This is a genomic window from Escherichia sp. 93.0816 (genome assembly GCF_013368855.2).
In the GTDB taxonomy this organism is placed as follows: domain Bacteria; phylum Pseudomonadota; class Gammaproteobacteria; order Enterobacterales; family Enterobacteriaceae; genus Escherichia; species Escherichia ruysiae.
In genome coordinates this window covers 147,972-163,189 of the sequence record NZ_JABWNC020000007.1, presented here as the reverse complement: position 1 = coordinate 163,189, position 15,218 = coordinate 147,972, and the positions used below count along the sequence as shown (strand labels likewise).

The window sequence follows — 15,218 nt, the reverse complement described above, 5'->3', positions numbered from 1 at the left end:
GATGCCTTTCGTTTAATAACTGGGTTCCTGTTCCCCACTGACCACTCGCTGTTGATGGGCAAGCAGGGCGTGTTTATCAACAACCGCACGCAGCAATTGTTGCATCGGGTAATCATCGGCTCGCGTCAAAACCACGGCTTCAGTAGCCTGTAAAAATCGCGGATCGTCTGTTAGCGGCGTCGCTTCTAATCCCTGCATGGTCAGTTCGCTTTCCGCTACCACATTCCAGATAACCGCATCGACATCGCCTTTAACAATGCGTTGTAAACTCTCGTGATAAGAGAGATCGACTCGCTCCACATCGCTACTGCCAAAAAAGACATCGGTCATGATCTTCTGATCTGCAGAACGGTTATCCAGCCCCACGCGCTTCACGTTACCTGACTCCCCTTTACGGCAAATCAACTGGTGCTCGCCAACGTAGGTATGCGGCCCCAACTCCAGCGCAAGACATAAGCCTTTTTGCGTGAGATAACTTTCCGCCGCCAGTCGCGAAACTACGGCCATGTCATAGACACCGTTAAGCAAACACTCCACGCGAATATCCGCACCACGCATATGTGCATAGTAAAAAGGAATGCCATCAAACTGAGCTTTTAACCCGCTCGCTAAACCTTCGTACAAGCGGGTATAGGGCAAGGGCATCGCACATACCACATTATTGATATCAACATGGGTCAACAGTGCTTTGTTATCCATCTCTACCAGATAACTGCCATTGCGCCCTCGACGTTCAATCCGAATCGCGCCGCTTGACTCCAGATTTTTTAACGCGGCCTGCGTCAGGCCGACGGACGAACGGCATTCAGTTGCCAGTTCATCTATGGTTTTCAGGCGATTACCACACTTTTCACCTAACAAATAACGAGCCAGCGTCGTGATGACGACGCCTTCTTTTTTGATAAACGTTCGACGCATAATAAATTTTCAATAAAATGAATATTTATATCTTCATGAAAATGAAGATAAGGCGCAACAAAGAGATGTGGAAACGGCGAGATGCTTCACATTTTTTGGGGTTATTGCAAATAAGGACGTAAAAAAACCGGGTTTCCCCGGTTTTTGGTATCAATAGTGAATTATGGTTTCGCCACAAAACCAATCGCTTCGTAAACCGCTTTCAACGTACGGGAAGCGTGTGCGCTGGCTTTTTCTGCGCCGTCTTTCATTACCTGTTGCAGGAAGGCTTCGTCATTGCGGAAACGGTGATAGCGTTCCTGCAATTCAGTCAACATACCGGAAACCGCTTCAGCTACTTCGCCTTTCAGGTGACCATACATCTTGCCTTCGAACTGTTTTTCCAGTTCCGGGATGCTTTGACCCGTTACCGCAGAAAGGATATCCAGCAGGTTAGAAACGCCCGCTTTGTTCTGCACGTCGTAGCGAACTACCGGCGGCTCGTCGGAGTCAGTGACCGCACGTTTGATTTTCTTCACTACCGATTTCGGATCTTCCAGCAGACCGATAACGTTATTGCGGTTATCGTCAGACTTGGACATCTTCTTGGTCGGCTCCAGCAGCGACATTACGCGCGCGCCAGATTTCGGAATAAACGGCTCCGGTACTTTAAAGATATCGCCATACAGCGCGTTGAAACGCTGGGCGATATCGCGGCTCAGTTCCAGGTGCTGTTTCTGGTCTTCGCCGACCGGCACCAGATTGGTTTGATACAGCAGGATGTCCGCAGCCATCAGCACCGGATAGTCAAACAGACCAGCGTTAATGTTCTCGGCATAACGCGCAGATTTATCTTTAAACTGCGTCATGCGGCTCAGCTCGCCGAAGTAGGTATAGCAGTTCAGCGCCCAGCCTAACTGCGCATGTTCCGGCACGTGGGACTGAACAAAAATAGTGCTTTTCTCAGGATCGATACCGCAAGCCAGGTACAACGCCAGCGTATCCAGCGTCGCTTTACGCAGCTTCTGCGCATCCTGGCGCACGGTGATCGCGTGTTGGTCAACGATGCAGTAAATACAATGGTAATCATCCTGCATGTTTACCCACTGACGCAGCGCACCCATGTAGTTACCAATGGTCAATTCACCTGAAGGCTGTGCGCCACTAAAAACGATGGGCTTAGTCATTTTTCGATTCCTGATTTTCGCTTTGCGGAAGCCCTAATGCGGGCAGAAGGTCATTTATAGAGTGATAAATTACATCAGGCTGGCTGAGATCGATAGCCTCGCCGTAGTTATATCCGTAGGTTAAGCCAACTGAAGGGCAACCGGCTGCTTTTGCTGCCTGAATATCATTGCGTGAGTCGCCAACAAACAGCATCTGTTGTGGGGCAATGCCCATCCGTTCAGCCACCAGTAGCAGCGGATCCGGGTGTGGTTTTTTGTTTTGTACGTCATCGCCACCGATAACCACGCTAAAGTATTTTGCGATATCCAACGCTTCCAGCAGCGGCGCGACGAACGGCGTTGGTTTGTTGGTGACCAGACCTAGCGGCAAGCCTTTAGCCTGCAACGCGCCAAGCGTATCGGCCACGTGCGGGAACAAAAACGTCCCTTCTTCGGCAACCTCGCCATAATAGCGATCGAACAGCTTACGCAGAATACGTACTTGCTCTTCTGCCGGAATGTCGTCATCAACGGGCGGTTTACCCATCGTTTTACGCAGTGTCGCACGTTCCTGACGCGCCCAGGTCAATGCCCGCTCCATCAGCACATCTGCGCCATTACCAATCCAGGTAATAACACGCTCTTCGCCTGCGACGGGCAACTCCAGCGCATACAGCGCCATATCTACCGCAGCAGCCAGACCGGGAGCACTGTCAACCAACGTACCGTCGAGATCGAAGGCAACGCCGCGAATATCTTCAAACTTACTCATGACTTACCTTTGCCAGTTCACTGCGCATTTCATCAATGACTTTTTTATAGTCTGGCTGGTCGAAAATAGCGGAGCCAGCGACAAACATATCCGCGCCCGCCGCAGCGATTTCGCCAATATTGTTCACCTTCACGCCACCGTCCACTTCCAGTCGAATGTCGAAGCCAGACTCGTCGATACGACGACGTACTTCGCGCAGTTTATCTAACGTTTGTGGAATGAAAGACTGACCGCCGAAACCAGGGTTGACGGACATCAGCAGGATCACATCCAGTTTGTCCATCACGTAATCCAGATAGCTCAGCGGTGTCGCCGGGTTAAATACCAGCCCCGCTTTACAGCCATTTTCTTTAATCAGTTGCAGCGTGCGGTCAACATGCTCGGATGCTTCAGGATGAAAGGTAATGATGCTGGCACCTGCGGCAGCGAAATCCGGCACAATGCGATCGACCGGTTTCACCATCAGATGTACGTCGATAGGGGCGGTAATGCCGTAATTACGCAAGGATTTCAGCACCATTGGTCCAATCGTCAGGTTGGGAACATAGTGGTTATCCATGACGTCAAAATGCACGACATCAGCGCCAGCTGCCAGGGCCTTTGCGGTATCTTCACCCAGGCGGGCAAAATCAGCCGACAGAATTGAGGGGGCAATCAAATACTGTTTCATCCGCTTCTCCTTGAGAATTATTTTTTTGCGGGTGAAACGACTCCTGGTTTGTACAAAGCCAGCAGTTCGTCCACCTTTTTACGTGTGCCGCCGTTGCTGCTTATACTGCGTCGAACTTTGACGACATGCAATTTTGCGCGCTGATACCACTCGCGCGTTAGCGCCGTATCATGGTTAGAAATCAGTACCGGGATCTGACGGTTAACCAGACCTTCGGCGATCTCCGCCAGATGCGCTTGTTGTTCAAGAGTAAAACTGTTTGTGTGATACGCCGTAAAGTTGGCGGTCGCAGATAGCGGTGCATAAGGCGGATCGCAATAGACGACGGATGCATCATCTGCGCGCGCCATGCTATCGGCGTAAGACTCACAATAGAAAAAGGCATTCTGCGCTTTTTCAGCAAAGTGATACAACTCAGCTTCCGGGAAATAGGGTTTTTTGTAGCGACCAAACGGCACGTTAAACTCGCCGCGCAGATTGTAACGACACAGACCGTTGTAACCGTAGCGGTTCAAATATAAAAACAGTACCGCCCGGCGGAACGGATCCTGGCTTTTATTGAACTCTTCGCGGAACTGATAGTAAACCTCGGCGCAATTTGTCTCAGGAACAAACAGCTCGCGGGCAGCCTGCACGTACTCATCAGTACGCATCTTCACAATGTTGTAGAGGCTGATCAGATCGCTATTGATATCGGCAAGGATATAACGAGAAAAGTCGGTGTTGAGAAACACCGACCCGGCACCCACAAAAGGTTCAACCAGACATTCACCCTTAGGCAAATGCCGTTTAATATCATCAAGCAGGGGATATTTGCCCCCTGCCCACTTCAAAAAAGCGCGATTTTTCTTCATGCTGACTAACTAATTACACCTTCTCCGGCTGTGGAGAAAGCTCCGACAGCATCCAGCGCTTCAGGCAACTCCCGCAACGATAAACCATTGCGGGAGATAACCTTGATTACTTCAGATCGGCCTGTACCTGACGCAGCGGTTTCGCCCACGGGTTTTTGGCCTGAACATCGGCTGGCAATGTAGATACCGCTTTTTTCGCTTCTTCTTTCGAAGCATACACGCCAGAAACCAGTACATACCACGGCTGACCATTACGCGTCGTTTCATAGACAACGTAGTTTTTCAGATTCTCTTTCTTCGCCCAACCGTTCAGGTTGTCGTAGTTAGAAGAACTGCTCAGCTGCAGAGTGTAATGGCTGGACGGTGCCGATTTCAACGAACCAACATTACCTGCGGTCTTCGCTCCAGCGGCTGGTGTTGCCGTGGTTTGCGCCGGAGATGCCGTCTGTACTGGAGCCGTAGTCGCCGTCTCTTTTGGTGCTGGCGTTGCGGCTGGCGTAGAAGTCGCAGCCGGTGCCTTCGTGCTCGCCACAGGTGCAGCAGGTTCAGTACGCTTCGGCGTCTGTGCTACCGGCTTCGGTTCCGTTTTCACGGTTGCTTGTGGTTTTTTCGGCTCAATCACTGCCTGCTGACGTGCTGGACGCGTGGTGGTCGGACGTTCAACGGTTTGCGCTTTCGCCGTATCACGCGATGCGTTGCCATTACGAACTGGCGCTACAGTCGCGGGTTCAGTCGGCAGCGTGGAGTTGACCGCCACATTGTTCAGCTGTTGCTGATTTTGCGGCTGGGTCAGCGCGTTATTCAGGTCACCCTGCACTTCAACACGTTGTTGACCATCCATTGCCGCCGGGGTTTGCCCCTGAGTCGGCGTAGAAGAAATCGGCGGCAGAGAAACATCCTGCTGGGTATTTTCCGCAGACGTGGTTCCCGGCGCTGGTTGCACACCATTCGCCTGATCGGCCGCATTGCCAGCAAGATCAATACTCTTCTCGCCAGACGCGGTTTGATCGCTGGAAGAGGTCGAGGGGGCTTTTAGCGCAGAACCGATACCGATGATCAACAGCAGCAGAACCAGAATACCGACGCCCATCATCATATACTGACGAGAAGCCGGTTTGCTGGCTGCTTTTTTGCGCTTACGCGGACGACGCTCTACGCGCTCTTCATCCACAGCTTCATCTTCGGAATCATCAATTTCTTCTTCGATTTCCGGTTCCTCATTGCGCTCTTTTTGCGCACGAGTCGGACGGCGATCGTCAGTTTCATCAAGTTCGATATCATCAAAATTGATCTGCGGTTCGCCACGTTCAGTACGTTCTGAACGCTCAGAAGGTTGACGAGAACGACCAGTACGACGATCGCTGGGATCGGGTTTCAGCTCGTCTTCTGGTTTGAATTCATCCATTTAACACCCCACTAAAAGGTTAATGCTTACCACGTTGCAATTAACCTGAAGCTAATAGACCACTTGATAAGCGGCCTGACCTTTCTTGTTGTTACGCTGATTGACAATCGGCAATAGCGTTAAGGACAAGCTCGTGCGATACACCGCCGCGAACTTCACTCTTACCAATTGCCAGCGGAAGAATTAAGCGCATCTCTCCCGCAAGGACTTTCTTGTCACGCAGCATATGCGGTAAATACGCCTGCGCGGACATTTCGCGCGGCCCATTAACCGGTAATCCAGCCCGCGTAAGCAGGGTAATAATACGCTGCGTTTCGGCAGAACTAAACTGCCCGAGACGTTCCGACGTTCGCGCCGCCATCACCATACCCGCCGCGACCGCCTCACCGTGCAACCAATTGCCATACCCCATTTCCGCTTCAATAGCATGACCAAAGGTATGTCCCAGATTCAGTAAAGCACGTAAGCCGGATTCGCGCTCGTCGGCGGCAACAACTTCTGCTTTCAGCTCACAACAACGACGAATACAGTACGCCATTGCCGAACCATCCAGACTGAGCAGCGCATCCAGATTATCTTCCAGCCAGTTGAAAAACTCACCGTCAAGAATAATGCCGTATTTGATGACTTCCGCCAGCCCCGAAGCTAATTCTCTCGGGGGAAGCGTTTTCAGACAGTCGAGATCCACCACCACTGATGCTGGCTGATAAAAAGCGCCAATCATATTTTTACCGAGGGGATGGTTGACTGCGGTTTTGCCGCCAACGGAAGAGTCTACCTGTGACAGCAATGTCGTCGGGACTTGAATGAAGCGAACGCCGCGCTGATAGCTCGCCGCTGCAAAACCGGTAAGATCGCCTACTACGCCGCCGCCAAGCGCCACCAGCGTCGTATCGCGACCGTGCGGCTTTTGCAACAACGCCGTAAAAACGGTGTCGAGTACTGCCAGGCTTTTATACTGCTCGCCGTCAGGGAGGATAACGCTATCAACGTTAACACCCGCCTGTTCAAGTACGCCGCGAACTTTATCGAGATACAGAGGAGCCAGGGTTTCGTTGGTGACCAACATCACCTGCTCACCCGATTTCAGCGGTAAGAATGAAGCTGGTTCGTTAAACAAACCAGATGCGATGGTAATTGGGTAACTACGTTCCCCGAGAGTGACGACTATCCTCTCCATAACGCGACATCCACCTTAATTACTGTACCCGCAGACGAGTGTATATAAAGCCAGAATTAGTTGCTTTCCAGCATGTGAATAATCTGGTTTGCGACCACTTTGGCGCTTTGATCATCAGTACGAATGGTCACGTCGGCAATCTCTTCATACAGCGGATTGCGTTCATTAGCCAATGCTTCCAGAACTTCACGCGGCGGTGTTTCAACGTGCAGCAACGGGCGTTTTTTATCACGCTGCGTGCGCGCAAGTTGCTTTTCGATGGTCGTTTCAAGATAAACGACAACGCCACGTGCGGAAAGACGGTTACGCGTTTCGCGGGATTTCACAGAGCCGCCGCCAGTAGCCAGCACAATACCCTGTTTCTCGGTCAACTCATTGATGACCTTTTCTTCGCGATCGCGGAAGCCTTCTTCGCCTTCTAAATCGAAAACCCAGCCCACATCAGCTCCGGTTCGTTTCTCAATCTCTTGATCGGAATCGTAAAATTCCATATTGAGTTGTTGAGCTAACTGGCGCCCAATAGTGCTTTTTCCGGCACCCATAGGCCCAACCAGAAAGATATTGCGTTTCTCTGCCATTTTTTCGGTACTACTAAGACTATTCGTTAATGATAAACCCGCTTCGCTCAGAGAGCGCCGCAGGACATGAACTGAAACCTCATAAGATATTGCGAGAGTCAGACTGAAAATTATCTCAATACTCCAGCGGGTTTGGCAACTGAATAAATTGCCCATCCCTCTGCATATCTGGTCGCTGCAGGTGCACTGCCTTGCTATCACCGCTCTGGCGATAAATCACCGGGTAAGATTAGCCTAAAAAAGACAGCAAAATGCCGCGTGAAAGATAAATCACCATCATAAAACGCAGGTAACAAAGAGCACCGACTCTCAAATCGGTACTCCTTGTATGCTAAATACCTGCGCGCGTCAAATAGATGAAACATGTTCAGCATGAAAACATCGCCGTTTTCGAGGTAGTTTACTCACTGGAAACCAACCGTGGCGTGATAAATACCACTAACTCGCGTCGTTCATCTTCTTTTCCATCATGACGAAATAATTGCCCGAACCAGGGGATGTCGCCCAACAGCGGTACGCTATCCTGACCCGATTTATTTTTACGGGTAAAAATGCCACCCAGTGCCAGCGTTTCTCCGCTTTTTACCTCAACTTGCGTTTCGATCTCCTGCTTATCAATCGCCAGCACTTCGCCATCAGCTTGTTGTAGCACCTGCCCCGGAACGTTCTGGCTGATGTGTAATTTCAGTCGGATGCGACCTTTTTGTAATACCGTGGGCGTGACCTCCATTCCCAGCACTGCCTCTTTAAATTCCACCGACGTCGCGCCGCTTTCACCACTGGAAACCTGATACGGGATCTCGCTCCCCTGTTTAATGCTGGCAGGCTGGAGATGTGAGGCCAGCAGACGCGGGCTGGCGATAATATCCAGTTGCTGTTTTTGTTCGAGCGCGGAAAGCTCCAGATCCAGTAAACGCCCGCTGATGCGCCCAATGTTAAAACCGACATGTGTTGTCGCCGTCGCTACGGAGAGATCGCTACCGAGCGTGGTCACTTGCCCAACGCCGCCAGTTTGTTGCGCATCGGCCAGCGTCCATTTCACCCCCAATTCCCGCAAACTTTTTTCATTAATGGTGACAATGTGCGCCGACAGTTCAACCTGCCCGACCGGCAAATCCATTTGCGCTACCCATTGTTCCAGCGCACTTAACGCCGTTTTGTTATCACGCAGCAAAAGGCGATTAGTGCGTTTATCGACGGTCATGCTGCCTTTGGCGCTAAGTAGTTTCTCCCCTGCTTTCGCCAGCTCTCCGGCGTCGGCGTATTGCAGAGTAATATTGCGATTTTCCAGCGGCAGATTTGCCTGCACCCGCGCCTGTTCAGCCTCCTGACGGGCGATATTGTCATTCTGCCAGGCAACAGAATGCACTGAAAGAATGTTGCCTTCCTGGCGCGTTATCAGCCCGGCGCTTTTCACTACGGTTTGTAGTGCCTGTTTCCAGGGAACGTCAGTGAGATGTAACGACACCGTACCATTGACGTCTGGCGAAACCACCAGGTTTAACTTCTCCTGTTCAGCCAGCGCCTGTAACACCTGAGCCACCGGAACGTCATCCACCATCAGCGTCACTTTTTGCGGCTTTGCCGCCTGTACGCTGGGTATCATCATCAACAGTAGTGCGGCTATCCATTGCTTCATTTTTATCTCCTTGCCGTTGCCACAACCACTGTGGCGGTTCGCAGTTTTTTCCGGTTCCCAGCGTTAATGTTTCTGGCGTCAGTTGTAAAATTGTCCAGCCATTCTCCAGCACATCGTTTTGCTGCACCCGTCGCCATTTTTTTTGCCCATCTTTTATTACGCCAATAACGCGCTCGCCTCGCCCTACCATCCCCTGATAACGCCACTGCCTAAGTTCGCTTACCCGGCATAGATCCTCCGGCGGCTTAAAAGGGTCGCGCATACCGGTTAAAAGGCACAAGGCAATACCTGCCAACAACCAGCGTTTAACCCCCATGCGGCATCTCCAGTTGTAGCGTGAACAAAAGAGCGCCACCTTCCACGCTTAACAAAAAACGGCTCACGCTGACGTTGCGCTCTGCCAGCCGTGTAAATGCCGACGGCACAGCTTCCCAGAACGTTTTCAACGCCAACTCGCCTCCCTGAGCGGATGGATGCCAGTAAAGCAGTTGCGCGCCGGGCAACTGAAAATCCAGTGGCGAAAAGGGCAACGTCTTTTCTTCAATGATGGGAGTGGTGTCTACCAGGCGATAAAGTGCAGTCCATTGCTGGTGATTACTTGCCCGCAGTCGAATTAATGCGTCACTCTCTTCATGGTGTGTCGATGAAAGAAAAATGAGCGTAACTAACATCAACAACCAGACTGCCCAGCAAAACTGGCGGATACGGAGTGATGTCGCGAACCACCAGTCAAAAAGAGTGTTCATCGTTAACCGTCCTTGTTAACTGATACTCAAATTGCCAGCGACCTTGAGCATCCTGCTGCGTGGCTCCACGCTGATTGAGCTGAAAAGAAGCATCCTGGCGGAGTGCTTTTTCCAGTGCGTTTAGCGCAGTAATGTTCGTCACAAGTCCCTTTACCTCCAGCGTTCCCTGCTGCCAGCTTATCGTTGTCAGCCAGGCATGTTCGGGTAAAAGCGCCGCCAGTGACTCCAGCGCAGATTGCCAGTCGCGGGTAAATTGTCGCTGGCGCTGACGTTGCAAACGCTGTTCGCGTAATTGTTGGCGTTCAAGCAAACGTGGTTTACTGGTTTGTAGGGTGCTGGCGCGTTGTTGTTCCGCCTGAAGCAAAACAGCGTCAACGCGTACTTCAGCGTTGGTTGTCAAACGCAGCATTAGCGTTATCCCGACAACCAGCAGCAGAGGAGCAACGAACATCAGCAACCAGAAACGAAGAAAGGCCGTCCGGCGTTGCTCTCGCCAGGGCAAAAAATTGATTGGCGGATTCATCAGTACCCCTCCCCAAGCGCCAGCCCCAGCGCGATAGAGAAATCTCCACCTGGCGGCGGTAGCGGCGGCTGACGCACAGAAACCGCATTCCAGGGGTCAAATCCGCCTTCGCCGCATATCGCGAGACTTTCAGAATTAATGGCTAACGTCGCGGCCAGTTCATTCGCGCTTGTCATCCCTACCGCCAGTTTGCGCCCCCAGCTATAACGTGTCGCCCATAGCCACTGTTCGTTATCACGCCAGGCCAGACATTGCTGATGAGAAGGTAAAAAAGGCAGGAATCGCTGCAAAGCGCAGGCGTCTGGGGTAATCGCACTAACGTGAATACGCAATCTTTCTGCCAGGCTAAGCAGCGTTGCCAGCTCTTTGCTTTGCGCAGCGGTCACGTTATAGGCGGGACTTAGCGAATCTTCGCTGTAATCAAAGCGCAGGGAGTCCGGTTCCATATCCAGCTCGCGAGCCATCGTACCTGTCAACCAGGCCATTTGCTCCCGTTCGCCCAGGGACATTGCCGGTCGCGGAAATGCCCTTTGTAACGTTCGGCTAGCGGGAAATGCCAACATAATGTGATGACGGTGTGGCAGTTCACGACTCCACGGTAACAACGTTTTAGTCAGCCGTTCCGCATCAATAATGCGCCCATCTTTGATAATGTCGGTCGCCAGCGGCAAACGCCACCAGCGTTGCAAAAAGCATTCTTTCGCGCCACGCACGATAGCAACCGCCACCGCTTCTTGCTGTTGTAAATGCAAACCAATTTGCCAGGTCTTAAATGCCATTGTGATGATCTCCTTATCCCCCGTCACTCTGACGGGTATATCAATGCGTCTGGCTTGCCTTTATACTACCGCGCGTTTGTTTATAAACTGCCCAAATGAAACTAAATGGGAAATTTCCAGTGAAGTTCGTAAAGTATTTATTGATCCTTGCAGTCTGTTGCATTCTGCTGGGAGCAGGCTCGATTTATGGCCTCTACCGCTACATCGAGCCACAACTGCCGGATGTGGCGACATTAAAAGATGTACGCCTGCAAATTCCGATGCAGATTTACAGCGCCGATGGCGAGCTAATTGCTCAATACGGTGAAAAACGTCGTATTCCGGTTACGTTGGATCAAATCCCGCCGGAAATGGTGAAAGCCTTTATTGCGACGGAAGATAGCCGCTTCTACGAGCATCACGGAGTTGACCCTGTGGGGATCTTCCGTGCGGCAAGCGTGGCGCTGTTCTCCGGTCACGCATCGCAAGGGGCGAGCACCATCACCCAACAACTGGCGAGAAACTTCTTCCTGAGTCCAGAACGCACGCTAATGCGTAAAATTAAGGAAGTCTTCCTCGCGATTCGTATTGAACAGTTGCTGACGAAAGACGAGATCCTCGAGCTTTATCTGAACAAGATTTATCTCGGTTACCGCGCCTATGGTGTCGGTGCTGCGGCACAAGTCTATTTCGGTAAAACCGTCGACCAATTGACGTTGAACGAAATGGCGGTGATTGCCGGGCTGCCTAAAGCCCCTTCCACCTTCAACCCGCTCTATTCAATGGATCGAGCCGTCGCGCGGCGTAACGTCGTGCTGTCGCGAATGCTGGACGAAGGGTATATCACCCAACAGCAGCTTGATGAGACACGCACCGAAGCGATTAACGCCAACTATCACGCACCGGAGATCGCCTTCTCAGCGCCGTATCTCACCGAAATGGTACGTCAGGAGATGTATAACCGTTACGGCGAAAACGCTTATGAAGACGGCTATCGCATTTACACGACCATTACCCGCAAAGTGCAGCAGGCCGCACAGCAAGCCGTGCGTAATAACGTACTGGACTACGACATGCGTCACGGCTATCGCGGCCCGGCCAATGTGCTGTGGAAAGTAGGTGAATCAGCGTGGGATGACAAAAAGATTACCGATACGCTGAAGGCGCTGCCAACCTATGGTCCGCTGCTACCTGCCGCTGTCACCCGCGCCAACCCGCAGGAAGCGACAGCAATGCTGGCGGACGGAACATCTGTGACGCTGCGTATGGAAGGGATTCGCTGGGCACGGCCTTATCGTTCCGATACTCAGCAGGGACCGACGCCGCGTAAAGTGACCGATGTTGTGCAAACAGGCCAGCAAATCTGGGTTCGCCAGGTGGGCGATGCCTGGTGGCTGGCACAGGTGCCGGAAGTGAACTCGGCGCTGGTATCGATCAATCCACAAAACGGTGCGGTTATGGCGTTAGTCGGTGGCTTTGACTTCAACCAAAGCAAATTTAACCGCGCTACCCAGGCACTGCGTCAGGTTGGTTCGAATATCAAGCCGTTCCTCTACACCGCTGCGATGGATAAAGGTCTGACGCTGGCAAGTATGTTGAACGATGTGCCGATTTCCCGCTGGGACGCAGGCGCGGGTTCTGACTGGCAGCCGAAAAACTCACCTCCGCAGTACGCCGGTCCAATCCGTTTACGTCAGGGGCTGGGTCAGTCGAAAAACGTGGTAATGGTACGTGCGATGCGAGCAATGGGCGTGGACTATGCCGCAGAGTATTTGCAACGCTTCGGCTTCCCGGCACAAAACATTGTCCACACTGAATCGCTGGCACTGGGTTCCGCTTCCTTCACGCCGTTGCAGGTGGCGCGCGGGTACGCAGTGATGGCTAATGGTGGCTTCCTGGTCGACCCCTGGTTTATCAGCAAAATTGAAAACGACCAGGGCGGCGTGATTTTCGAAGCGAAACCGAAAGTAGCCTGCCCGGAATGTGATATTCCGGTGATTTACGGTGATACGCAAAAATCGAACGTGCTGGAAAACAGCGACGTTGAAGACGTGGCTATCTCTCGCGAACAGCAGAATGTTTCTGTTCCGATGCCGCAGCTTGAGCAGGCAAATCAGGCATTAGTGGCGAAGACTGGCGCGCCAGAATACGCTCCACACGTCATCAGCACACCGCTGGCATTCCTGATTAAGAGCGCCCTGAACACCAATATTTTTGGTGAACCTGGCTGGCAGGGCACCGGCTGGCGCGCAGGTCGTGATTTGCAACGTCATGATATCGGCGGGAAAACCGGGACGACCAACAGCTCGAAAGATGCGTGGTTCTCGGGTTACGGACCAGGCGTTGTGACCTCGGTATGGATTGGCTTTGACGATCACCGTCGTAATCTCGGTCACACCACGGCTTCCGGAGCGATTAAAGATCAGATCTCCGGTTACGAAGGCGGTGCGAAGAGCGCCCAGCCAGCATGGGACGCTTATATGAAAGCCGTTCTGGAAGGTGTACCGGAACAACCGCTAACGCCGCCGCCGGGTATTGTGACGGTGAATATTGATCGCAGCACCGGGCAACTGGCCAACGGCGGCAACAGCCGCGAAGAGTACTTCATTGAAGGTACACAGCCTACACAGCAGGCGGTGCGCGAGGTGGGAACGACCATTATCGATAATGGTGAGGCACAGGAATTGTTCTAAAAACGACGCCCGGCAGCGTTAATGTTGCCGGGCTTTTACTATGGAAGATGTCGATGAAAATGGAAAGTCACTCTCCTTCTCCTTCGGAGAATTGCAGCGAAAGTAATCGTCAGTTCACCCGGCAATATGCCCCATTCAGCCTTAACCAGACTGATTTTCTAACCATCTACGGCCTTGTTTTACGAAGGTATCATCCCGATAAAGTGCCACGCCTACACAAAGCGGCTCTCTATGACATCATTGCTGTCACGTTTTTCTTGCTATTCCCTGCATCTCTCGTGATTTTAGGGATATTTAATATAGAAATTGAATTATCAGTCTGGAATAACGTCACCGATGACCTTCTGTTTATCCTCAATAAAAACAAAGTATTAGTTATCGTATTTTGGCTACATGGTATGTTTTTTTCAGTAAAGACCTACTGGACAAGGTATAAGCAGAAAAAAGCACAGTCTGATATCTACAATCAAAACGCAATAACGGAAGGATTGAACTTTCAAATCGATGAGACTGGTGTTAAATGCTGGAAAAAATCTGGCACCCACAGCTTTTGTGTCTGGTCAGAGATAAATGACCTTATCCCCTATAAAGATATATTTGTATTGGTTATGAACAAGTCAAGTTTTATATGGCTGAGTGATAAAGAAGAGGAAGCACTGGCGTTTATTCACGAAAAACTCGCCCAGTCACGCCAGCCTGCATAACCAGGGGCTTTACAACCGCCCCTGCCCCTTCAACCACTCGCGCACGAGGAACAGCGCACTGACATTGCGCGCTTCATTGAAGTCAGGCTCTTCGAGCAAATCCATCATATGCGCCAGCGGCCAGCGAACCTGCGGTAGCGGCTCTGGCTCATCGCCTTCCAGCGATTCCGGGTAGAGATCCTGCGCTACCACAATATTCATTTTGCTGGAAAAGTAAGACGGCGCCATGCTGAGTTTCTTCAAAAAAGTCAGATCGTTCGCACCAAATCCCACTTCTTCTTTGAGTTCGCGGTTTGCCGCTTCATAGACACTTTCACCGGGGTCAATTAACCCTTTCGAAAATCCTAACTCGTAGGATTCGGTTCCCACCGCGTATTCGCGGATCAAAATCAGGTGATCGTCCACAATTGGCACAATCATCACGGCTTCCCGGTTGGTTGGACGCATTCGTTCATAAACACGCCGCACGCCGTTGCTGAACTCCAGATCCACGCTTTCGATGGTAAACAATCGGGAACGGGCTACAGTTTCAACATTCAGAATGGTGGGTTTTTGTAATGATTTGCTCATCGTGGAATCTATGCTGTGAAATCAGCAGTTATTGTGCGATATCGGACACGCATTCGGCAATGT

Annotated in this window: 16 protein-coding genes; 2 read left to right on the top strand and 14 right to left on the bottom strand. The window is 51.6% G+C overall.

Features of this window, described 5'->3' with window-relative positions:
• Nucleotides 1-12 precede the first annotated feature (12 nt).
• The 13 genes from yhfZ to hofM all read right to left on the bottom strand — a co-directional run bounded on the left by yhfZ (nt 13) and on the right by hofM (nt 11,209).
• Nucleotides 13-918 (bottom strand): GntR family transcriptional regulator YhfZ, encoded by a 906-nt coding sequence (gene yhfZ / locus HEM79_RS10630; protein WP_176241397.1) that lies wholly within the window; start codon nt 916-918, stop codon nt 13-15.
• A gap of 161 nt (nt 919-1,079) precedes the next feature.
• The gene (trpS, locus tag HEM79_RS10625; RefSeq protein ID WP_000165546.1) at nt 1,080-2,084 is read right to left on the bottom strand and encodes a tryptophan--tRNA ligase; all 1,005 of its coding nucleotides are present in this window, start codon (nt 2,082-2,084) and stop codon (nt 1,080-1,082) included.
• Nucleotides 2,077-2,835 (bottom strand): phosphoglycolate phosphatase, encoded by a 759-nt coding sequence (gene gph, locus HEM79_RS10620; RefSeq protein ID WP_000032690.1) that lies wholly within the window; start codon nt 2,833-2,835, stop codon nt 2,077-2,079. The genes trpS and gph overlap by 8 nt, the downstream gene beginning before the upstream one ends.
• Entirely contained in the window at nt 2,828-3,505 is a 678-nt protein-coding gene (gene rpe / locus HEM79_RS10615) for a ribulose-phosphate 3-epimerase (RefSeq protein ID WP_000816280.1), read from the bottom strand. Before rpe ends, gph begins: the two co-directional genes overlap by 8 nt.
• A gap of 17 nt (nt 3,506-3,522) precedes the next feature.
• A complete protein-coding gene (dam, locus tag HEM79_RS10610; protein ID WP_000742146.1) occupies nt 3,523-4,359 on the bottom strand; it encodes an adenine-specific DNA-methyltransferase in 837 nt (278 codons plus the stop codon).
• 106 nt (nt 4,360-4,465) lie between these two features.
• Nucleotides 4,466-5,764, bottom strand: a complete 1,299-nt coding sequence (damX, locus tag HEM79_RS10605; protein ID WP_176241396.1) for a cell division protein DamX — start codon at nt 5,762-5,764, stop codon at nt 4,466-4,468.
• A 91-nt stretch (nt 5,765-5,855) separates the two neighbouring features.
• Complete coding sequence (gene aroB, locus HEM79_RS10600; RefSeq protein WP_176241395.1) at nt 5,856-6,944, bottom strand: 3-dehydroquinate synthase; 1,089 nt, start codon at nt 6,942-6,944, stop codon at nt 5,856-5,858.
• Nucleotides 6,945-7,000: 56 nt separating this feature from the next.
• Nucleotides 7,001-7,522, bottom strand: coding sequence for a shikimate kinase AroK (gene aroK, locus HEM79_RS10595; protein ID WP_000818618.1), 522 nt, complete (start codon nt 7,520-7,522; stop codon nt 7,001-7,003).
• A 400-nt stretch (nt 7,523-7,922) separates the two neighbouring features.
• Nucleotides 7,923-9,161: a DNA uptake porin HofQ gene (hofQ, locus tag HEM79_RS10590; RefSeq protein ID WP_071599064.1), complete on the bottom strand. Its 1,239-nt coding sequence runs from the start codon at nt 9,159-9,161 to the stop codon at nt 7,923-7,925.
• Nucleotides 9,073-9,477, bottom strand: coding sequence for a DUF2531 family protein (locus HEM79_RS10585; RefSeq protein ID WP_176241394.1), 405 nt, complete (start codon nt 9,475-9,477; stop codon nt 9,073-9,075). Before HEM79_RS10585 ends, hofQ begins: the two co-directional genes overlap by 89 nt.
• On the bottom strand, nt 9,467-9,907 hold the full coding sequence (gene hofO, locus HEM79_RS10580) for a DNA utilization protein HofO (RefSeq protein WP_176241393.1): 441 nt from the start codon (nt 9,905-9,907) through the stop codon (nt 9,467-9,469). The genes HEM79_RS10585 and hofO overlap by 11 nt, the downstream gene beginning before the upstream one ends.
• Entirely contained in the window at nt 9,891-10,430 is a 540-nt protein-coding gene (locus HEM79_RS10575; protein WP_176241392.1) for a PilN domain-containing protein, read from the bottom strand. Before HEM79_RS10575 ends, hofO begins: the two co-directional genes overlap by 17 nt.
• A complete protein-coding gene (gene hofM / locus HEM79_RS10570) occupies nt 10,430-11,209 on the bottom strand; it encodes a DNA utilization protein HofM (protein ID WP_176241391.1) in 780 nt (259 codons plus the stop codon). Before hofM ends, HEM79_RS10575 begins: the two co-directional genes overlap by 1 nt.
• A gap of 119 nt (nt 11,210-11,328) precedes the next feature.
• Here hofM and mrcA point away from each other — a divergent pair, with 119 nt between their 5' ends.
• Together mrcA and HEM79_RS10560 are read left to right on the top strand one after the other, a co-directional pair.
• The gene (gene mrcA / locus HEM79_RS10565; RefSeq protein ID WP_016159535.1) at nt 11,329-13,881 is read left to right on the top strand and encodes a peptidoglycan glycosyltransferase/peptidoglycan DD-transpeptidase MrcA; all 2,553 of its coding nucleotides are present in this window, start codon (nt 11,329-11,331) and stop codon (nt 13,879-13,881) included.
• A gap of 53 nt (nt 13,882-13,934) precedes the next feature.
• On the top strand, nt 13,935-14,585 hold the full coding sequence (locus HEM79_RS10560) for a hypothetical protein (protein WP_000781536.1): 651 nt from the start codon (nt 13,935-13,937) through the stop codon (nt 14,583-14,585).
• 9 nt (nt 14,586-14,594) lie between these two features.
• Here the strand turns inward: HEM79_RS10560 and nudE are convergent, their stop codons facing one another.
• Nucleotides 14,595-15,155 carry an ADP compounds hydrolase NudE gene (gene nudE / locus HEM79_RS10555; protein ID WP_176241390.1) on the bottom strand — a complete coding sequence of 187 codons (561 nt, stop codon included), beginning with the start codon at nt 15,153-15,155 and terminating at the stop codon, nt 14,595-14,597.
• Between the last annotated feature and the right edge of the window lie 63 nt (nt 15,156-15,218).

What these genes read in the sequence shown, in the direction of transcription:
- yhfZ (WP_176241397.1), bottom strand. Translation starts at nt 918, where the DNA reads ATGCGTCGAACGTTTATCAAAAAAGAAGGCGTCGTCATCACGACGCTG.
- trpS (WP_000165546.1), bottom strand. Translation starts at nt 2,084, where the DNA reads ATGACTAAGCCCATCGTTTTTAGTGGCGCACAGCCTTCAGGTGAATTG.
- gph (WP_000032690.1), bottom strand. Translation starts at nt 2,835, where the DNA reads ATGAGTAAGTTTGAAGATATTCGCGGCGTTGCCTTCGATCTCGACGGT.
- rpe (WP_000816280.1), bottom strand. Translation starts at nt 3,505, where the DNA reads ATGAAACAGTATTTGATTGCCCCCTCAATTCTGTCGGCTGATTTTGCC.
- dam (WP_000742146.1), bottom strand. Translation starts at nt 4,359, where the DNA reads ATGAAGAAAAATCGCGCTTTTTTGAAGTGGGCAGGGGGCAAATATCCC.
- damX (WP_176241396.1), bottom strand. Translation starts at nt 5,764, where the DNA reads ATGGATGAATTCAAACCAGAAGACGAGCTGAAACCCGATCCCAGCGAT.
- aroB (WP_176241395.1), bottom strand. Translation starts at nt 6,944, where the DNA reads ATGGAGAGGATAGTCGTCACTCTCGGGGAACGTAGTTACCCAATTACC.
- aroK (WP_000818618.1), bottom strand. Translation starts at nt 7,522, where the DNA reads ATGGCAGAGAAACGCAATATCTTTCTGGTTGGGCCTATGGGTGCCGGA.
- hofQ (WP_071599064.1), bottom strand. Translation starts at nt 9,161, where the DNA reads ATGAAGCAATGGATAGCCGCACTACTGTTGATGATGATACCCAGCGTA.
- HEM79_RS10585 (WP_176241394.1), bottom strand. Translation starts at nt 9,477, where the DNA reads ATGGGGGTTAAACGCTGGTTGTTGGCAGGTATTGCCTTGTGCCTTTTA.
- hofO (WP_176241393.1), bottom strand. Translation starts at nt 9,907, where the DNA reads ATGAACACTCTTTTTGACTGGTGGTTCGCGACATCACTCCGTATCCGC.
- HEM79_RS10575 (WP_176241392.1), bottom strand. Translation starts at nt 10,430, where the DNA reads ATGAATCCGCCAATCAATTTTTTGCCCTGGCGAGAGCAACGCCGGACG.
- hofM (WP_176241391.1), bottom strand. Translation starts at nt 11,209, where the DNA reads ATGGCATTTAAGACCTGGCAAATTGGTTTGCATTTACAACAGCAAGAA.
- HEM79_RS10560 (WP_000781536.1), top strand. Translation starts at nt 13,935, where the DNA reads ATGAAAATGGAAAGTCACTCTCCTTCTCCTTCGGAGAATTGCAGCGAA.
- nudE (WP_176241390.1), bottom strand. Translation starts at nt 15,155, where the DNA reads ATGAGCAAATCATTACAAAAACCCACCATTCTGAATGTTGAAACTGTA.